This is a genomic window from Bradyrhizobium sp. Kon58, from assembly GCF_055807455.1.
In genome coordinates this window covers 74,511-92,388 of the sequence record NZ_JBVVOT010000030.1, presented here as the reverse complement: position 1 = coordinate 92,388, position 17,878 = coordinate 74,511, and the positions used below count along the sequence as shown (strand labels likewise).

The 17,878-nt window shown below is 60.7% G+C and carries 19 protein-coding genes; 3 read left to right on the top strand and 16 right to left on the bottom strand.

Translation table 11 applies throughout. The features are described from left to right. Nucleotides 1–380: 380 nt before the first annotated feature. From AC0L20_RS32645 to AC0L20_RS32610, 8 genes are all read right to left on the bottom strand, one after another. Nucleotides 381–572 (bottom strand): hypothetical protein, encoded by a 192-nt coding sequence (locus AC0L20_RS32645; RefSeq protein ID WP_473294646.1) that lies wholly within the window; start codon nt 570–572, stop codon nt 381–383. Between the two features lie 144 nt (nt 573–716). After that, complete coding sequence (locus tag AC0L20_RS32640; protein ID WP_473294645.1) at nt 717–1,643, bottom strand: HdeD family acid-resistance protein; 927 nt, start codon at nt 1,641–1,643, stop codon at nt 717–719. Between the two features lie 485 nt (nt 1,644–2,128). Next, nucleotides 2,129–2,620 carry a hypothetical protein gene (locus tag AC0L20_RS32635; RefSeq protein WP_473294644.1) on the bottom strand — a complete coding sequence of 164 codons (492 nt, stop codon included), beginning with the start codon at nt 2,618–2,620 and terminating at the stop codon, nt 2,129–2,131. 58 nt (nt 2,621–2,678) lie between these two features. Further along, a complete protein-coding gene (locus AC0L20_RS32630) occupies nt 2,679–3,161 on the bottom strand; it encodes a DUF992 domain-containing protein (RefSeq protein WP_473294643.1) in 483 nt (160 codons plus the stop codon). After that, nucleotides 3,162–3,761: a hypothetical protein gene (locus tag AC0L20_RS32625; protein WP_473294642.1), complete on the bottom strand. Its 600-nt coding sequence runs from the start codon at nt 3,759–3,761 to the stop codon at nt 3,162–3,164. After that, nucleotides 3,748–4,884 carry an AI-2E family transporter gene (locus tag AC0L20_RS32620; RefSeq protein ID WP_473294641.1) on the bottom strand — a complete coding sequence of 379 codons (1,137 nt, stop codon included), beginning with the start codon at nt 4,882–4,884 and terminating at the stop codon, nt 3,748–3,750. Before AC0L20_RS32620 ends, AC0L20_RS32625 begins: the two co-directional genes overlap by 14 nt. Nucleotides 4,885–5,186: 302 nt before the next feature. Further along, the gene (locus AC0L20_RS32615; RefSeq protein WP_473294640.1) at nt 5,187–6,626 is read right to left on the bottom strand and encodes a basic amino acid/polyamine antiporter; all 1,440 of its coding nucleotides are present in this window, start codon (nt 6,624–6,626) and stop codon (nt 5,187–5,189) included. A gap of 170 nt (nt 6,627–6,796) precedes the next feature. Continuing rightward, on the bottom strand, nt 6,797–6,997 hold the full coding sequence (locus AC0L20_RS32610; RefSeq protein WP_473294639.1) for a DUF6894 family protein: 201 nt from the start codon (nt 6,995–6,997) through the stop codon (nt 6,797–6,799). A gap of 230 nt (nt 6,998–7,227) precedes the next feature. Here AC0L20_RS32610 and AC0L20_RS32605 point away from each other — a divergent pair, with 230 nt between their 5' ends. Then, nucleotides 7,228–7,938: a Bax inhibitor-1/YccA family protein gene (locus tag AC0L20_RS32605; protein WP_473294638.1), complete on the top strand. Its 711-nt coding sequence runs from the start codon at nt 7,228–7,230 to the stop codon at nt 7,936–7,938. A gap of 5 nt (nt 7,939–7,943) precedes the next feature. Here the strand turns inward: AC0L20_RS32605 and AC0L20_RS32600 are convergent, their stop codons facing one another. The 8 genes from AC0L20_RS32600 to AC0L20_RS32565 form a co-directional block, all read right to left on the bottom strand. Beyond that, a complete protein-coding gene (locus AC0L20_RS32600; protein WP_473294637.1) occupies nt 7,944–8,447 on the bottom strand; it encodes a DUF1269 domain-containing protein in 504 nt (167 codons plus the stop codon). Between the two features lie 185 nt (nt 8,448–8,632). Then, nucleotides 8,633–10,405 (bottom strand): complex I subunit 5 family protein, encoded by a 1,773-nt coding sequence (locus AC0L20_RS32595; RefSeq protein WP_473294636.1) that lies wholly within the window; start codon nt 10,403–10,405, stop codon nt 8,633–8,635. Continuing rightward, entirely contained in the window at nt 10,405–10,749 is a 345-nt protein-coding gene (locus AC0L20_RS32590; RefSeq protein ID WP_473294635.1) for an NADH-quinone oxidoreductase subunit K, read from the bottom strand. Before AC0L20_RS32590 ends, AC0L20_RS32595 begins: the two co-directional genes overlap by 1 nt. Then, nucleotides 10,746–11,675, bottom strand: a complete 930-nt coding sequence (gene mbhE / locus AC0L20_RS32585; protein ID WP_473294634.1) for a hydrogen gas-evolving membrane-bound hydrogenase subunit E — start codon at nt 11,673–11,675, stop codon at nt 10,746–10,748. The genes AC0L20_RS32590 and mbhE overlap by 4 nt, the downstream gene beginning before the upstream one ends. A gap of 8 nt (nt 11,676–11,683) precedes the next feature. Beyond that, nucleotides 11,684–11,974 (bottom strand): cation:proton antiporter, encoded by a 291-nt coding sequence (locus tag AC0L20_RS32580; RefSeq protein WP_473294633.1) that lies wholly within the window; start codon nt 11,972–11,974, stop codon nt 11,684–11,686. Next, the gene (locus AC0L20_RS32575; RefSeq protein WP_473294632.1) at nt 11,971–12,261 is read right to left on the bottom strand and encodes an MrpF/PhaF family protein; all 291 of its coding nucleotides are present in this window, start codon (nt 12,259–12,261) and stop codon (nt 11,971–11,973) included. Before AC0L20_RS32575 ends, AC0L20_RS32580 begins: the two co-directional genes overlap by 4 nt. Further along, nucleotides 12,254–12,703: a Na+/H+ antiporter subunit E gene (locus tag AC0L20_RS32570; RefSeq protein ID WP_473294650.1), complete on the bottom strand. Its 450-nt coding sequence runs from the start codon at nt 12,701–12,703 to the stop codon at nt 12,254–12,256. Before AC0L20_RS32570 ends, AC0L20_RS32575 begins: the two co-directional genes overlap by 8 nt. Nucleotides 12,704–13,038: 335 nt before the next feature. Next, entirely contained in the window at nt 13,039–13,239 is a 201-nt protein-coding gene (locus tag AC0L20_RS32565) for a DUF3551 domain-containing protein (protein WP_473294631.1), read from the bottom strand. 291 nt (nt 13,240–13,530) lie between these two features. On the opposite strand from AC0L20_RS32565, the gene AC0L20_RS32560 reads away from it, so the two are divergent. Further along, on the top strand, nt 13,531–14,640 hold the full coding sequence (locus AC0L20_RS32560; RefSeq protein ID WP_473294630.1) for an efflux RND transporter periplasmic adaptor subunit: 1,110 nt from the start codon (nt 13,531–13,533) through the stop codon (nt 14,638–14,640). Beyond that, a complete protein-coding gene (locus AC0L20_RS32555; protein ID WP_473294629.1) occupies nt 14,637–17,750 on the top strand; it encodes an efflux RND transporter permease subunit in 3,114 nt (1,037 codons plus the stop codon). Before AC0L20_RS32560 ends, AC0L20_RS32555 begins: the two co-directional genes overlap by 4 nt. The last annotated feature ends 128 nt before the right edge of the window (nt 17,751–17,878 follow it).

Below are 17,878 nucleotides of genomic sequence, written 5' to 3'. Positions count from 1 at the left end.
CACCTCCCGCAGAACAAAAGCGGAAAGTGTAACCCATGTGTCCGGTACGTTTTGTCACCTATGTCTCGGGCCGCTCAGTTCTCCACTGTTCGCAGTCGTTCGAACCCCACAGCAATATCAGCTACTTGCATCGAAGGCCTGTACTTCGCAGTTCGTCGATGTTCTCCCTAATCGGGCGGCTGACCGTAGCTTTGGACCGTAGGTTCGGAGGACGGTTTTTCCCGGAGGAACAATGGCTGGAAGGCTCAAACCACTCGACGCTGAGCGCCAAGACAAGCCCGGCAAATATCCACTCCTCTACACCGACTGGTCAGGACATTGAAAAGCCAGCGATTCTTGTGCACAAGGCAGATCGACGTCTGGGGAGCTACGGTGCCGAGCTACGACTGGCCGCCATCCTCCTTGCTAATTGAATCGCTCGCTGGGTTCGCAGCTTGTTCCAGCAATAGGACCTGGCCGGTCTGAAGATCTTTGACGGGATCGCTGATGTAGCGCGCGTTCTCTTGCTCTTCGAACTGACGCTTTGCGCAATCCTCGAGGGCCTGAAAAGTTCGCCGTGCGAGGAGGGGCATTTTCGTCCACCCTCTGGAAGAAACAGCGGAGCCGGGGTCCATTCCTGGTGCAATAATTCAAAGTTCTTCGAACTAGCACGGGCCTTGAACGAGATCGCGGAAATCACGGCGGCTGGGAGCGGTCATGTTGTACTCCCCTCGGACCTAAGTCGCCCTTCGTAGGGATTGGAGCGCGTACAGCAGCCAAGCAAGGCCGTGCGAAATCAAATCGACTCCCAGCAAAAATCCGAGCGCCCAGACGCTGATGGCCGGGAAGCTGAACACGATCAGAAAGCCAGCGAGCAGCCCGATGATGCCAGAAACTAGCATCAGCCAGCCACCTTGTTGCCAATGTGCAAAGCTGAGCACGCACCGGATGATTCCTGATGCCAGTAGAACCGCCCCAAGCAGTGAAGTCAGGATGAGGGCCCCGGCCGCCGGCTGCGTAAGCAGCAGCAATCCGAACGCAAGATAGAGCGCGCCGAGCAGGATCTGCCAGAGGAAGCCGCCCCATCCCCTTGTCCAAAACGCGTGGATGACCTCGAATGCACCGGCGAGGATTGCGGTAAGCCCGATCAGCTTGACGCTGATGATCGTTGCGAGCACGACATCGCCCAGCGTAAAAATGCCGGCCGCGATCATCACGACACCAAGGATCGCGCATGTCCACCGGGATGGAGGAGTCAAGGTCCTCATCTGGGGGCTGCTGTCGTAGGTGGCCACGCTATCCTCCCGCATCAAGTTGGCGCCGTGGAACGCTAGTAGCGGACGCGCAATGCTGACATCGGACGAAACCCTGAATGTGTCGGCGGAAATATTGGAGGTCACGCCAAGGCCTGCCCCTTGCGCCGGTCGATGCATTCGCGTCATCAACGACGATGCCAATGGCGAGGACCACTGCAACCAGCGACGCGGCATTGGCGAAATTGCCAACCATAGCAGAACGGCTAAGGTGCCGATCAGGCACCGCCGCAGAATCGAACTGGCGTGCCGGCGCAAGGGAGCGCTCGGGGCGAAAGTTGGATGAGCGACTTTGTGCAGGCGCTCTCCGATGCTGAGGTTGTCTAAGTAGAGAGAGTCCGTGGTATTCATGACCGCGCACTTAATCCACAAAAACCCTTGGAGGTGAATGGCAATGTACGGATATATCCGTTGGCCGCTCGGTGATATGCCACCTGCGGCGATCAGCAAATTAACCACCACTGCTTGATCAAAGAAAGGGCCTGCGAAATGCGGAAGCTTTCGCTATTGGTAATTCTGCTGTCACTTGCAGGAATGCTGCCTTCCAATGAGTCCTTTGGCCAAAGCGCAGTTCGGGGTGCCGTCATCGGCGGCGCCATTGGCGGTCGTCGCGGCGCCGTTATAGGAGCGACGGCCGGAGCGATCACCGGTGCCCACCGGCGACATCAACATTGGCATCGATATTATTGGCGAAGCGGCAGTTGCTGGTACCGCTCGCATAGCGGCAGGTCGCACCGCGTATCGAGCCGGTACTGTCGCTAAGTGAGAACTTGGCCGCTAACGAGTCCCGAGGGACCATGGCTGGAAGCCAAGGCCAAGCCAGGTGCTCGGTGAGATCAATGTCTCGAATCGCGCTTGGCCTGGGAGGCTTTCGTCGCCTGTGAGATACTGCCAATTCGCTTTCCGGACATCCTGGTCCTGCGGCGTCGGCTGGGCTGAGGATTCATCCCACTGTTCGCTGCGTCGCCTGCGGCCGGGTAAGATGTGAACTTGGCATTGCGCCGCATCGCGAGGGCGCGACGAGCGGCATCAATATTGGCCGCACGCGCTTCCAGGTTCCTGATCCGACTCACCTCCTTGTTCAGGCGCTTGAGGGCTCCCGCGAAGACCTGCACTCGCTGCAGCGGACGCTCGGTGGTTTCCGGAAAGCTTGAGCCTCGTGGTTCAGCCTTGCCTCTCCGTTCACGTTGCTTCTGCTTCACCAGGGTTTGCTCCTTGTCGCGCATCTGCCGCAGGCGGATACGGAGCGTGTCCAGACCTGATGGATCGAGAGCGTAGATTTCCGGATGATGGGAAGCCCGGATCGCACCATATTCCTCGTGGCTCATCAAACTCCGCTCGAACTTGCATGATCTAGCCATAAAGATCTCCTTCGTAAGATACGATCTATCGCCCGCGCGGCCCGAGTGTCAGATTGGTGATCCCGGCTGCAAGGTTCAATCCGATCGACCGCTCGATGGACAGGGGCTGCAGCATGACCGAGCGGCGAGAACCTCCGATGAGCACATTCGCTCCGAGGCCAGGACCCATCGCGACGCTGCCGCTGGCGCCGACATAGCTTCCCCGCAAGGTGCCCGGTCCGACGCGCGATCTTCGTGCTAGGACGGTCCAGGACAGAGATCCTGCGCTGGTAACGCCGAGGTCGAGACCGACGCGCCTGATACTGCCCTCATAGATGTACTGCTGTCGTGGCCGCGTCGCAGTGAAGACGCAACGAAGCTCCTGGGCCGAGCCGAGAACGAGGCCTACACGCGGTGAGCTGGCGCAGATGAGTCTGCCGACCGTGAATGGCTGAGCTACGGCCGGCGTGGCAAGCACGTACATGACAGTGAGTCCGCAACTGCTCGCGGCAAGCAAGTTGATTCGCATTCACGCCTCCGGTCCGATGTTCGTTTTGGCGGTGGACTCGCTTGGGTCTCGATCCTGGCGAAGCCAGAAGGTAATGCCGAGCCCGATCAGTAAAACGGCGCCCAATAGGAAGAAGATCATGGATTGCTGGAGCCAGGAGATTGCTGGGACAGTGATGCCCATGGCGACACCTAGAAAGGCTATCTGCGTCGACAGCAGACTGATGCCGGCAAGGAATGTCCCGAGGGCAAGCAATGTGAGGAGAACCAGGCTTGTCGCGGGCGTCGGCAGCAACTGTTGAACACCAGACACCAGCATGATGTTCATCGCGACCAGAACGGCGACCCAGTGCAAAGCCTGAGTCCAGATTAGCCGCCAGCGCTCCTCCCTGCTATCGACCTCCGGCCATTTGTTGATGACGCAGACCACGCCGATCGCAAGCGCGAGGAATTCCCAATAGCCGACCAAGGGCTGGTGCGACGCATTGGTGTAGGCAACGCCCGCAACGGCCAGTACGAGCGCGACGATGTAGGGAAGCTGCTGCCATAAAAGGCGCGTCATACCCGAGCGTGTTGACGGCGTGATCGTTCCAGCGGTCCGTTCAGCTTCAAGCTCGCTCATGCGGCGCCTCGAGACTGCCGTTGTCGACTATCCGCCCGGCGGCGTCTCCGAGGTAATCCTCGACATAGAACCTTATGATCGCCACCCTGCCGACCGCAACCAGCGGCATGGCAAGCGCGATGCCCATCACGCCGAACATGGCACCCAGCAGCACGATCGCCACTAGTGTCCAAGCGGGAGGGATTTCGACTGCCTGGCGCTGGATCAGCGGCCCAATCACGTAACCTTCGATCGACTGGATGATGGTATATACGGCGACGGCCCAGATCAGCAACGATGCGCCGAGCGGCATGGCCACGAGCGCGATCGGGATCGCGGCAAGGATCGGTCCGAGATACGGGACGAAGTTCGACATGCCCGCCTGCAAACCAAGCACGAAGGGGCCAGGCAGCCCGATGAAATAGAGCGCGACCCAGACGCACAGCATCATCAGGACAACACGGATCAGTTGCCCCACGAACCACAGCCGCAGGACACCACCCATCTGGTCCATCACGTAGCGCGTCCGAGCGCGATACGATGGCTTCGCGAGTATAACGATGCTCTCGCGGTGACTGGTGGGATCGAAGGCAAAGAGAATGCCAAGGAACACAATTACCAGCGCGCCAGCCAGAAAGCTGGATGCTCCGCCAACGACGCGCTGGGCGTTGCTGAAGAAGCGGCCTTGATCCGAGACCAACCATTGCGCAAAGTCGCGGCCCCACTCCGGACCAAGCAGATCGATGCCGTAGGTGAGAAAGTGCTGTTGCAGCACGTCGAACTGGGCGTCCATGACCTTAAGCAAAATGCGCGTTTGCTCCGGAAGTTTGCCTGCCCCCCAGACCATGCAGAGTCCGACCGCTGCCGTGAGCAGCAGCAGCACGATGGTCAGCCGCCAAATACGGTTCAGTCGAACCACAGAAGCCAGAGCCCTTGAGGATGCGTCCAGGAGAGCTGCGAAGAGCACGCCTGCGAAGACGATGAGGAGGCTGGAGACGGTTTCCCAGATCAGGAAGAGAGCCACGCATATCCCGAGCAGGATCAGGCCCGTTGCGAGAAGACTGCGCTGGCCGCGGGCCACGACTGCAGTCTCGCTCGGTGCGTGCTCGCGAAGGTGGTCCGCTCCAATCCTCAGTTCACTCATCGGTCACTCGCGGGTTGCGAAGGGGCCTTGTGCCAAGCCTAAGTACGGATACGGCGGCTGCCGTAGTGGGGATGAGAGCCGCCGCGGTGCCGCCAGTAGCGATGCTTTGCGGGGCTGGTGTTCGTGTTTGGGGGCGCTGCGCCGGGCGCAGGTGCCGCAGCGGCAGCGTGTGACGCCGATGTGGCGGGGGCGGTCGATTGCGCACGAGCGAGGGGCGACGGCGCGGTGGCGACCGACGCGGCCAGGGCCAAAGCGCCGCAGACGATTCGGACATTCATATTCGCCTCCAGTGACCAACACTTTCAGATTGAAATGGCTCCGACGGCCAATGCATAGACGCCGGTACAAGCGGCCAGCGCGAGCCCAGCAAAGATGGTTGCTTCGAACGGCTTGAAGACGGCTTCCTTGCGCTCGCGCCTGGCCAGAACGAACAAAATCGTCCCTGGCGCGTAGAGTATCGACGACAGCAGAAGAAACGTTGGACCACCCGCGTAGATCATGCCGATTGCGTAGAGCGTTGCGATCGCCGAGCGGATCCCATCGACCGTGCGGGCCCGTTCTCCGGCATGGTAGGAGTCGCCGAGATACGCCAGCTTGAGGCCGTAGGCGGCCACCAGAAAATAGGGGATCAGCGTCATCGCGCTTGTCATCTTCAAGGCCAGCGTGAACGCATACTCTGCAAACCAGGTAACCAGAACGAAGGCCTGGATGACGCAATTGGTGAGCCACAATGCTCCGACAGGAACTTCGTGTTTGTTCACGACCGCGAGGAAGGAGGGCATGGTGCGGTTGATGGCGGCGGAATGCAGCACCTCGGCTGCGAGCAGCGACCACGATAGGTAATTACCCAGGATCGAGACCAGCAGCGCCAGACTGATGAAGATTGCACCCCAGCGTCCGACCATCGTTTCCATCACACCGGCCATCGACGGTGTCGACAAACCCGCAAGTTCCTGCTGCGGAAGCACCCCGTAGGACAATAGCGTCACGAGTACGAGAAGGCAGAGAACGGACAGGAAGCCGGTGACCGTCGCGAACCCGATGTCGGAGCGATGACGGGCGTAACGCGAGTACACGCTTGCGCCCTCGATCCCGACGAAGACGAATACGGTGAGCAGCATCGTGCTTCGAACCTGTGAGGAAACCGCTGCGACGCCCGGCTGTTCGGTCCCCCAGAAATTCCGCGACATCATGTCGGGATCGAGAACGATGAATGCTACGCCGATGAAAAGCAGGATGGGAATGATTTTGGCGTAAGTCGCAACCGCATTGAGCGTGGCGGCCTCCTTGATGCCTCGCAGCACTAGAAAATGGACGCTCCACAGCAGGACGGATGCCGATGCGATGGCTACCAGCGTCGTGCCGTCGCCGAAGACGGGAAAGAATTGCCCGATCGTCGCCTTGATCAGAATTAGACAGGCTACGTCCGCGATGCAGCATCCAATCCAGTAGCCTGCCGCTGAAGCAAATCCGACGTATTCTCCGAACCCGGCCTTGGCGTAGGCATAGATGCCCGCGTCCAGATCCGGCTTGCGGCGGGAGAGTGTCTGAAAAACAAAGGCGAGCATCAGCATGCCAGTGCCCGCGATGACCCAGGCGATCAACGTCCCGAGGACGCCCGTGGCACGTCCGAATGATGCAGGCAGCGCGAAGATGCCGGAGCCAACCATCGACCCAACCACAAGTGCCACGAGCGCACTTCGCGAAAGCTTCGTGTCGACGTTTTTCGAAGAAGGAGCCATGACGAGAATGGCTTTCGGCCGGAGATGGAGTGCCGCGCCGTCGGACTCGAACGGAATAGGCGGGCCATCCTTGTCCCGAGCTTAGAGGCGACGGTCACCTCCGGACATCCGGGATTCTCTGTAGAAGAGGCAGCATGGAATCTGCGGACGAGCGTACGGCCCCGTTGACGTCACCCTGGAACTATCGCGTCGGACGATCCCGGCCTGGCAGCGACCAGTACCAGGCCTTCACGGAAGAACTCGCCAGCCTTTACAAGTTCTGCCGCGATAAACCTCGCATGCAGGACGGCCGCTTCCTCGTCCGCGTGCTCGTGCCCTGTTCCATCCGGAGAGAGGCCGTACTTGTCGACAATATGAAAGAAGTAGCGCATGCAGACCGAGTAGGCCGGCGCAGCGCCTGCTTCCAGTTACAAACGTGTAAGAAACTTGACAAAAGGGATGACGAAGGCCGGATGGGCGCTTCCCGTTTCGACAAAGCTGCGGCGAGCAGCCGGCGAGATAGGTAGTGTATCCCCGAGCCGTAAGGTGATCATCCGATGTTCCAGCCGTCGCTGGACGATTACCCTGGCTTGTTTCTGCGACGAGACGCGAAGAGGAAGCCATGTCAAACTATGATCCCAATGCGACCGTATCGCAAGCCGCTGGCGGCTCGCTCGCGATCGACGCTAGATTGCGCACCTACATGATGCGCATCTACAACTATATGGCCGCAGGTGTTGGCCTCACGGCCATCGCGGCATGGTTGACCTATCAGATCACGGGCCCTGCATTGCTTCAGAGCCCGCTGATGTGGGTTTTCATCCTGGCACCGCTCGGGTTGGTGTTTTTCATCGGTGCGCGCATCAATACACTGTCGGCGGCAACGGCGCGGCTGCTGTTCTTCCTCTATGCCGCTTTGGTTGGCGTCTCGCTCTCGACCCTGCTGCACATTTACACCAGCGCCTCGATCACGCGCGTTTTCTTCATCGCGGCGACAATGTTTGCGGCACTTAGTGTCTTCGGCTATTCCACCAAGCGCGATCTGTCTGGGATGGGCAGCTTTCTGTTCATGGGTCTGATCGGAGTCGTCATCGCCAGCGTGGTGAACCTCTTCATGAGATCGACAGGATTGGAATGGTTGATTTCGATCGTCGGAGTCGGTGTCTTTGCGGGACTCACGGCCTACGATACGCAGAGGATCAAGGCGATGTACGATCATAAGGACGACGAGACAGTGACAGGCCGCAAGTCGGTGATCGCGGCGCTGTCGCTCTATCTCAACTTCATCAATCTATTCATGATGCTCTTGCGCCTGATGGGAGGGCGGCGGTAAGCGGCTCAGGCCGCCGGCCGCTCCGCTGTGCTGGCGAGCGCGTCGCGCAGGATCTTTTCCTTGGTCTCGTCCAGAGACGTCTTCAGCACGACCCCGCCGGCGTCCTTGATCTCATTGAGCACCTTGTCGGCTGTCATGTTCTTGATCAGGACGAAGAGGGCCGCATTGCCGGGAGAGAGCGACGCAGAGAGCTCCTTAACGAACGAATCCTTGATGCCGAAATCCGACAAAGCACCTCCCAGCGCGCCGGAGGCCGCACCAAGTGCCACGCCGATAATTGGATTGAGAAAGAGTACGCCGATCAGGAGCCCCCAAAAACTTCCGGAGATTGCGCCCGTGGCCGTTGTGTTGACGAGCTGGTTGAGCTTGACGCTCCCGGTATCGGTCTTCACGGCGATGACTGCGTCGCCGATGCTGATCAGATACTCGTTTTGCAGTTTGAGCAGCCGTTGGCGAACGTCTTCAGCCTTTGCTTCGTTCGGGTACACAATTGCGACCAGATCAGACATGAAGACCTCCTAAAAGTACGATTGGGTCAGCTTCCGGCGGGAAGGCGGATGCCCGCTGCACGGTGCGGGACAGAGAATAAGGGGCAAGCCACCGTCGCGGCATCCGAGAAAACCCTCGGGCGCCCGAAGAATGTCCCGGACCTGCCTCGGAGCGGGTTCGTTTGGTCGTGCCGCTCCACCCGGGTTTAATTGGCGCCGAACATCAAGGCGGTGAGTAGTAATGTGGAAAGCAGGAGTGATATGCCCGCGGTCGACCATTGCCGCAGAACATCGTCGCTGCCTTCAATGAGCTTGCCGAGTTCAAGACAGCCGCGTCGGATCGGGCCGATGATGCTCATCAGCGTCTTCCATGCCGCGGAAAAGCCGACCGGATGCGGCCAGGGACTGAGCAGGATAGCGAGCGCCGCACCTCCGAGCACTGTCACGCCAAGCTTGAGAAGCCCGCCGATTTCGAACAGCTTCGATGCCGCACCAGGTGGAATCGGCAGAAAGGTATGCCAAGGCACGACTCCAAGCAGAAGTGAACAGAGCGCGAGGGCAAGGGCCGCCAAATCGCTGCTGCGGTGCGGAATGCGGGGGAGGACGATGGATTGATCCGGAGCAGCAAGCGCATGAGAGAGGACCACCAGAACATACGCGGCTGTAAACATTCCGCCGGCGTGGAGCACGATGGCCCACCACCATTGTCCGGTCCTTGCCGTTTCCTCAAGCAAGAGCTCCTTCGCAAGGGAAGATCCACTGGGCTGGATACCTATCAGTGCGATGCCGCCTAGGCCAAAAGCCGTGACGCTCAAGGGCAGGGCCCGGGCGACGCCCTGTATCCCGGTAATGCGGTCATGACCCAGCCCGGCATAAATCGAACCGACGGCCAGGAACATGGCCGCCTTCGCCGTGGCGTGGGAGGCCGCCTGAAGCAATCCGCCTGCTAGAGCTTGTCCGTTCTCGAGCCGGCCCGAGGCGTCGAGGGCGAGTGGAAACACCAGAAAGAGATATCCGATTTGAGCCAGTGTCGAATATGCGACGAGTAGCTTCAGGCGCTCCTGCCGCAAGGCCACGATGCTTCCGACCAGAATAGCGCCGGCTCCCAACGCTGCCAGAAATTGTGCGGCGGCAAACCCGGGCACACCCGGCAGAACGTTGAACCAAAGCCGCAGGAGGATGAAGAACGATCCCTTCACGACGAGGCCGGACAGGATCGCGCTCGCTGCGGCCGGCGCGCCGGCATGGGCCGGTGGCAGCCAGAGATGCAGGGGAAAGAGCGCGGTCTTGGCGAGGAGGCCGGTCGTCATCAATGCTGCCGCGAAGAGCGTAGCGGTTTCTCCACGAAGACGATGAGACAGCAGCTCGATATCGAGCGTGCCGTACAGGCCGTAGAGCAGGGCCGTACCCATCAGGTAGAGGACCGAACCGAGCAATGCGAAGAGAAGATAGCGCAGCGCAGCCTGAAGTGTCTCTGCCGTGCCGCCGAGTGAGACCAGCGGCACCGCGGCGAATGTCAGCAATTCCAAGGCCACATACAGTGTGAAGAGATCACCGCCCACGAAAATCGTATTCAGCGCTGCCCAGACCGCCAGCAAGAGGATCCAGAATGCGAACGGAGCGCGTGCGCCCGTTGCTGAAGGGAGAAAGTCCGTCGCCGCATAAACGGCGACCGCGCAGATCACGACTGCCGTTGTCGCGAGCATCACGACGGACAATCCGTCGGCGCGCAGCGCCACCCCGAGCGGTGGCGCCCACGCCCCGAGCAGATAGACGAGGAGGCCATCGCTTGGCGGCAAGGCCAGAGCAATTGCGGTCACAACTGCCGACCCGCCTGCCGCGACGGCCAAGGCGACTTGCCGCACACACCGGTCCCCAAGAGCGAAAGCTAGCAGCACGCCCGCGACTGGTACAATGATCGACAGCACCAGCAAAAAGCCAGACGCGGTCGTGGCCAATGCGGGGGCGGAGGACAGCATCAGTCACCGAGTGAATCGGAGTGCGGGCTCGTCGGTGAGGGATTGCTGTGCGTGGTGGACCCGACGGTGTGGAACAAGCGGAGCAACAAGGCGATTGCCAAGGCTGTTGCGGAAAACGCGACCACGACGCCCGTGATCACTAGCGCCTGTGGCACCGGATCGTTTCCAACGCCCGCCCCAGCGCCCCTGCGTCCGACGATGCCGAATAGAAGAAACACACCGCTGCCGATGAGGTTGAATGCGAGGATCTTGCGAAGCGGTTGCGGGACCGTAATCAGGCTGTAGAGCCCAAGCCCAACCATTGCTGCAGCACAGGTTCCGAACACGGTTGCGCTGCTCGTCATCCTGTATTCCTTTCCGGTGGGCCAGCGAGCAACAGGGCGAGAGTTGCTGCGATCGTCGAAGTCATGGCGATCTCGATGCTGAGTATCATCGGCTTTGCGAACTCATCCGGATAAGCCAGGAACGCCTGCGCAAAAAACAATCCTCCGAGGCCGGCAAGAAGAAATAGGCCGGGGCCGGCCGTCAGGAGGAGCCGCAGCCCTCGGCTGCTGACGGGTGGTGCGTCCGCCAATCCGGCCATCATCGCCAGCAGCCACATCGACGCGAGAACAGCACCGCCCTGGAATGCTCCGCCCGGGTGATCGGCCCCTGTCCACAACATGTAAACGCCAACGACGATGCCCGCGGGGGGCAGCAGTCGGGCGAGGAAGGCAAGCACGCCATCTGGATCCGCTTCGTGGCGGGGTCCCGGACGGCCACCCCAAGCCTGGTCCGACGCAAGCGACCAGACGCCAACAATTGCCAGCAGGAGCACGACCTTCTCGAGCATGGTGTCCATCCCGCGGAACGCCATGAGCACGTTGGTGACAGGGTTAGCCAGTCCGGTTGCGCCGGCATTCGAGACCACGACCTGCGCAAGGGAGGGGGGCGGGTCAGGCAGGAGCAGGATTGCGAAGCCCAGCGCAGCCGCTGTCAAGGAAGACAATATGGCCGCGCTCAGACGAACGACCCGGCTGGGTGGTTCAGACGCGACCGCCTCTGCATCGCGCAACCGGGCAGCCGCCCCCAACAGAACCACTCCGCCCAGACCTCCGCCGATGGCGGCCTCAGTCAGTGCGACATCGACGGCATCGAGGCGAACCCAAATCAGAGCAACCAGGAGACCGTAGGCGACGAATCCGACCGTTGCCGGATAGGTTTCGGGGACAGCGATAGTCCAAGTGGCGAGACCCAGCACCACGGCGGCGAGCATGATCTCGAAAGCCATAGCGATACTCATCGGGCACCGCTCCGGCGTATTGTTCGTGCGATCAATTGGGAGACCGTGGCGCCAGCAAGAAGCGCAAAGACCCAGATGCTGATCAACTTCAACCCTTCGCGCGGGTGTTCGGCTTGAGGAAGCAATCCGAGCACGACGAAGCCCAGGCCGAGGTTGTCGGCTTTGGTCAAGGCGTGCAGCCGGGTCAAAGTGTCGGGAAAGCGAAGGAGACCGACTGTGCCCGCCAGGAAGAAGAATGCGCCTGCTGACACACACGCAATCGTCACGATGTCGCGTGCGAGGTTCATTTATCCTCCGGCGAATCGACCTGGTCGGTATTAAGGTGGGACAGCCCTTTCTTGACGAACGCGATGGATGCGAAAGTGGCGAGCAGCGCTAGAATTAACGCCACGTCGACGGTTGCGGGAACGCCCGTCACGGTGCCGAGCAGCAGCAGTACGGCAATGCCCGCCGTGCCGATCAATTGCGCGGCCATCATGCGATCGGCATCGGTCGGGCCGCGCAAGATCGACACCAGGCCGAGCGCCAGCAGCGATAGGATCAAGCCGACCGCTGCGGTCAGGAACTCAGTCATTGTAGAGCGCCCGGACCAGCGCCGCTTCCTCGGCAGCGAGGTCGGCGAGGACGGGCTGATTAATGTCGAGACAATGATAGATGATATGGTCGTTCTCCTCTCCGGCTGGCACCGTACCGGGCAGCAGGCTGGTGAGCGTCGTGAACACGTTCTGCCGTACGCCACGGGATAACCGGGTCGGATAGACCAGAAAGCCCGGATGAAGCGGCAATCGGGGGTCCAGCGCGCGGCCGGCAACGTCCAGGCCGGCAACCACTGAGTGATAGAGGAAAAGCAGCACGAGTCGGGCAATGGCGGAAAGCGACCGGCGCGCTCTGCTCGGCTCAAGCAGGCACAGGCTGGTCCAGGTGGCTGCGATGACTGCGGCTGTTGCCGCGGGAATGTCTCCGACCTGAGCGCCCGCGAGCACAAGCCAGAGGCCGCCGAACCCGGTGGCTCGCAAACCAGCGCTCGACCAACGGCGTGCGCAACTGCGTGCCGAATTGTCTCGCTCTCCGCAGTATCTACTCATGCTGGAAGCCCTCGATCCGCGTCGGATCGCGCTACCGGGCTTCGTGGTGTCCGGCACGACCGGCTCTGCGCGTTCGATAAGAACGAATCCCGACGACAGCGTCCCATTGTGCATCTTCAGTTTGGGATCCATCGTTGGGCGTGGGCGTGACCGCGAGTGGCGGTACATCAACATCCAGAATGGTTCGGAAGGCAGCGCCGGATCGTTCGTCTGGCGCCACCTTCTTGGATGCGATTTTGCGATCGTGCCGCTCGGCCCGCGCAAGGCTAACGTGACGCCTGGCGGCGGAAGCAGCTTCCGCCTCGACCGCTCCTGGATGCCCGACATTGGTCCTCAGTTGAGTAACCACAGTGCGTCATACCCTGTTTCTTCGAACACCATGAGCCAGCCGCGTCAGCCGGAGTAGCCGCTGGCAGAATCGCCAACGTGCCCACAATTGCGGCTGTAACTAGGATAAACTTTCGCATTTGAATTCTCCTGATCCGGCGGTTTGAGGCAAGTCCAAGCATTATTGTTCAAGCGGTCATGCGAAGTACCGGTAGTGCGCCTGTACAACCGCATGATGCGTCGCCAGTAAAACGGGCGATATCAGGTGAGTGCCTGAGCGGTTGTCGGGAATCTCCCAATGCGCGAACCCCCGCGGAAAGGGTAGATTTACCGATGTTGGCTGCGGATCCCTTAGCCGGCGAGACCGGGACACCGCGACCTCGGGAAGGACGATCTACTCGGCGACACTCACTTCCGGAACGGAATAGCTCATGTCAACGCGCGGCAGCCATTCCACACCTAGACACATCATTACGTTTGCCTGTCTGGCAGCGCTCTCGAACGTGCTGGCTGGCTGCGGAAGGGAAACCGCGGCGAATGACACGCCGGCACCACGCATTGTGCGCACAGCGACTGTAGAAAAACGCAAGGTTACCACACCCCTCACGTTCTCCGGGCGGATCGAAGCAGAAGATGAAGTGAATGTTGCGTTCCGCATATCCGGACGGTTGCTGAGCAATGACAGCAAGATCGGCGATCGGGTCAGGGCCGGTCAGGTTTTGGCGCGACTGGAGTCCCAGAACGAGCTGAACGCGCTACGTCAGGCGCAGGCCGCTCTCGCCGCGGCGCAGGGACAAATGACGCAGGCGCGCAATCACTTTGATCGTCAGGAGACGTTGCTGGCGCAGGGCTGGACCACACGTGTCAATTACGATGCGGCGACTCAAGCGCAGCAAACGGCACGATCGCAGGTCGATGCCGCCGAAGCGGCACTGAGTTCGGCGCATGACCTGGTCGGATTCACCGAACTGAAGGCCGATGCGCCCGGCGTGATCACTGCGACCGGGCCGGGAGCCGGCGAAGTGGTGCAGGCAGGGCAGATGATCGCGAGAATCGCGCGCCAGGACGGTCGCGATGCGGTCTTCGACGTGCCCTCGCACTTGGTCCGGTCAGCTTCGACCGATCCGGAGGTCGATGTCAGCCTTGCGGACGATCCGGCGATTAGCGCCAAGGGACGCGTGCGCGAGGTTGCGGCACAGGCCAGTGCCGTGACCCGGACCTTTGAGGTCAGGGTCGGCCTGACAAATCCTCCGCCGGCGATGCGTCTTGGAGCCACAGTGGTGGGGCGAGTGACCACGAGCGCAGGGCCGATGATCGATATACCGGCCTCCGCCCTGACCAGGATGAACCAGCGCCCCGCAGTGTGGATCGTCGATCCGAATGCCGGTACGGTTTCGGTGAGGAACGTGGACGTTCTGCGGTTCGATGAAGCCCAAGCGGTGATTGCTCAAGGACTGGACACCGGCGAGATCGTTGTCACCGCCGGCGTGCAGGCACTTCATCCCGGCCAGAAGGTCCGGGTTCTCGGATCAGAGCAATGAGCGCGATCAATCTTTCCGACTGGGCGCTGAAACACCGCTCCCTCGTCGTCTATATGATGATCATTGCGGTGGTTGCGGGCGGCTTGTTCTATTTCCGCCTGGGTCGGAATGAAGATCCTGCCTTCATCATCAAGACGATGGTCGTTCAGGCCGCTTGGCCGGGCGCCTCCGTAGAGGAGACGATGAAACAGGTCACGGAGCGCCTTGAACGTCGCCTGCAGGAAACACCGCATCTCGATTTCATTCGCAGCTTCACGAGGGCTGGCGTCTCGACCGTGTTCGTGAATCTGAAAGGTAGTGCCGGCGCAAGAGAGGTCACCGACACCTGGTATCACGTGCGAAAGTCGATCGGTGACATGCGTCACACGCTACCCACCGGGGTGATTGGACCGGGGTTCAACGACGAATTTGGCGATACTTTTGGGATCGTTTACGGCTTTACAAGCGACGGCTTCACCCAGCGCGAGCTGCGCGACCGGGTTGAGGAGATTCGCTCCAAGCTACTGTTGGTTCCCGACGTGTCGAAAATCGAGCTTCTGGGCGAGCAGGACGAAGCGATCTTTGTCGAGTTTTCGACGAAAGATCTCGCGGCGCTCGGAGTCGATCGGTCCGCCCTGATCGCAGCGCTCCAGTCGCAGAACGTCGTCCGCCCGGCCGGGACGATTCAGACGAACGCTGAAAGCATCTCGGTACGAGTGTCCGGCGGCTTTCAGTCGGAGCAGGACGTCGCCGAGATCAATTTTTCCGCTGGCGGGCGCATGCTCCGCCTGAGCGATATCGCGCGGGTACATCGTGGCTACACAGACCCGCCCCACCCGTTGTTTCGTGTCAACGGCAGGCCGGCCATAGGACTCGCAATCGCCATGCGGGATGGCGGGGATATCCTTGCGCTCGGTGCCAATATCACAAAGGCAATGGAGCGGATTACAGAGGAACTCCCGATAGGCATCGAGCCCAGCCTAGTCGCGGACCAGCCCGTCGTGGTCAACCATGCAGTTCGAGAATTCATGGTGTCGCTGCTGCAGGCCATCGCCATCATTATGGTCGTCAGCTTCATCAGCCTGGGCCTGCGCCCGGGCCTGATCATCGCGCTGGCGATACCGTTGACGTTAGCGATCGTCATGCCGATCATGGGGCTGCTCAGCATCGACATGCAGCGTATATCGCTTGGTGCGCTGATCATAGCACTCGCGCTGCTGGTCGACGATGCCATGACGACAACCGACGCGACCCTCACCAAACTGGCGGAAGGTGCGAGCAAGATCGAGGCTGCCATTTCCGCCTACCGGACCCACGCGATGGCGATGCTCGCTGGCACGTTGGTGACCATCGCGGGCTTCATTCCGGTCGGCTTTGCGGCGAGCTCGGCCGGAGAATATACGTTCTCGCTCTTCGCGGTCGTCACCATCGCGCTGCTGGTGTCCTGGATGGTCGCCGTCATTTTCACCCCTTTGCTTTGCGCTGCTATCCTTGTCCCGCCCAAGCTTGGCAAGTCGGCGGACCCGGGCACGATTTTCCGGATATACCGAACATTCCTGACGTCGGCGATGCGCGCGAAGTGGCTGACGATCGCGATTTCCGTGGCGCTCTTTGTCGCCTCGGTCCTTGCAATGCCGCTGATCCCGCGGCAGTTTTTTCCGTCATCGGATCGCCCGGAGCTGCACGTCGATGTCAGCCTGCCGCAGAACTCCTCGATTTACGCGAGCGAAGCGGGGGCAAAGCGCCTGGATGCGGCGCTTGCAACAGATCCCGATGTGGCCCGGTGGAGCACTTACGTCGGACGAGGTGCCATCCGCTTCTACTTGCCCCTAAACGTCCAGCTCCCGAACGATTTCTTCACGCAGATCGTGGTGATCGCGAAGGACGTCGCCGCTCGAGAACGCCTGCAGGCGAAGCTAGAAAGAACGCTCGCCGAAGAATTTCCCAAGGCCATCGCGTTCGTCTCGCCGCTCGAACTCGGGCCTCCCGTCGGTTGGCCGATCCAGTATCGGGTCAGCGGGCCAGACGTTGAACGGGTGCGCGAGATCGCGCTTCAGGTCGGGCAGATCGTGGCGTCCAGCCCTGACACCAAGCAAACCAATTTCGATTGGATGGAGCCCGACCGGCAGGTGCGTATCCGCGTGGACCAGAACGAGGCGCGACAACTCGGTCTGAGCTCACAGGCGATTGCGACTGTTCTGAACGCCGTCATTACAGGCACGCCTATCACTCAGGTGCGCGATGACATCTATCTCGTCAACGTGGTGGCGCGCGCGACTGACGAGCAGCGGGTCTCGCTTGACAGTCTGCGGAACCTGCAAGTAGCGCTGGGCGGCGGACAGACCGTTCCTCTCAGTCAATTTGCATCCTTCGAATATAACCAAGAATTCCCGCTCATCTGGCGTCGCGACCGCGTTCCGACCTTGACGGTCCAGGCTGCCATTGCCGGTGACAAATTGCCGGAAGGCGTTGTCACCTCGCTGTTGCCGGCAATCGAAAAGTTCCAGAAGACCCTTCCACCATCGTACAGAGTGGTCGTCGGCGGGACGGTAGAAGAAAGCCAAAAATCACAGGCATCCGTGCTGGCGGTCGTCCCAGTGATGCTGTTCGTCATGTTCACGGTCCTTATGGTCCAGCTGCAGAGCTTCCCGAGGTTGTTCATGGTCCTCAGCGTGGCGCCGCTCGGACTGGTCGGGGTCGTTGCCGCGTTGATGCTTTCCGGAAGGCCGCTCGGCTTCGTTGCCATTCTGGGTGTCCTTGCGCTTTTGGGTATGATCAGCAAGAACGCGATCATTCTGATCGGTCAGATCGACGCGGAGCGCGCCATCGGCAAGTCTCCTTGGGAGGCCGCGGTAGACGCAAGCAGCTCCCGGTTTCGACCAATCATGTTGACAGCGATATCAACTGTCCTTGGGATGATTCCGATCGCGCCGACGGTGTTTTGGGGACCGATGGCATTCGCCATCATGGGCGGCTTGCTGGTTGCCACGGTTCTCACCCTCGTCTTCTTGCCGACGGTTTATGTTGCCTGGTTTGGCGCGGCCGACTCGGCGATCGACCCCGCGGTGAGCAAGACTCAGTCAGTGGGCAAGCAAGGCCGCATAGGGGAATCCTCACGTTCGGTTAGGTAGTCAACCCGATGTGCCGACCGTCGTGCATCTGTGATGATCGAAGAAGCTATTCGAGTCGCCGTTCGCACCGACCGCCGGATGGTTGCCATGTGCGACGTACGAGCCACTTACCGTCGGGCCGCTGCGCG